Raw genomic sequence first — 880 nt, forward strand, 5'->3', positions numbered from 1 at the left:
CGTCGACGGCAGTGAGCATGTGTACCCCATGCAGATCCGCGGCGGCGGCATGGATGAAATGTGGTTGAGCAAAACGGAGAGGACCTGATTATGCGCCGGATATTATCGGTATTACTGGAAAACGAATCGGGTGCATTGTCCCGCGTTATCGGCCTCTTTTCCCAGCGTGGCTATAATATAGAAAGCCTGACTGTCGCGCCGACGGACGATCCCACTCTCTCCAGAATGACCATTCAGACCGTGGGCGATGAAAAAGCGATTGAGCAGATTGAAAAGCAACTGCACAAGCTGGTGGATGTCCTGCGGGTCAGCGAGCTGGGGCAGGGGGCTCATGTTGAACGGGAAATTATGCTGGTGAAGGTTCAGGCCAGCGGCTATGGCCGTGAAGAAGTGAAGCGCAACACCGAAATCTTCCGCGGACAGATTATCGACGTGACGCCTTCTATCTATACCGTCCAGCTCGCCGGCACCAGCGATAAGCTGGATGCATTTCTGGCCTCGCTGCGCGATGTCGCTCGGATTGTGGAAGTGGCTCGCTCCGGCGTGGTCGGCCTGTCTCGCGGTGATAAAATCATGCGCTAAGGATCGGGAACTGCTGTAAAAATAGCCCGGCAGAGACTGTCGGGCTTTTTTTTTGCGAAATCAGTAGGAACTGTAAGCGAAAGCGGTTGCTGCGCTAACTATTCTGCGCTTAGATGTTATAAAAAGGATTCCATACCTGAATAATGGTTATGTTTGGCACTTCTTACCCAAGGGGCAATTGTGAAACTGGATGAAATCGCCCGGCTGGCCGGTGTTTCAAGAACCACCGCGAGCTATGTGATTAATGGCAAAGCGAAGCAGTACCGCGTAAGCGATAAAACGGTCGAAAAAGTGATGG

At 52.6% G+C, this 880-nt stretch carries 3 protein-coding genes; all 3 read left to right on the top strand.

All coding sequences use genetic code 11. The annotated features are described in order from the left end of the window. Positions 1 to 88 (top strand): hypothetical protein (locus ABD481_RS47580; protein ID WP_023200606.1); only part of this gene is annotated, 88 nt, incomplete at its 5' end. A gap of 2 nt (positions 89 to 90) precedes the next feature. Beyond that, complete coding sequence (ilvN, locus tag ABD481_RS46465) at positions 91 to 582, top strand: acetolactate synthase small subunit (RefSeq protein WP_002888536.1); 492 nt, start codon at positions 91 to 93, stop codon at positions 580 to 582. Between the two features lie 180 nt (positions 583 to 762). Further along, the coding region (locus tag ABD481_RS46470) for a LacI family DNA-binding transcriptional regulator (RefSeq protein ID WP_344672322.1) at positions 763 to 880 on the top strand (118 nt) is incomplete at its 3' end.

Origin of the sequence: Catenulispora yoronensis (genome assembly GCF_039531695.1) — a bacterium.
Classification (GTDB): domain Bacteria; phylum Actinomycetota; class Actinomycetes; order Streptomycetales; family Catenulisporaceae; genus Catenulispora; species Catenulispora yoronensis.

Bases quoted from the DNA above. Each gene is read 5' to 3' on its own strand.
- ilvN (WP_002888536.1), top strand. From the start codon at position 91: ATGCGCCGGATATTATCGGTATTACTGGAAAACGAATCGGGTGCATTG.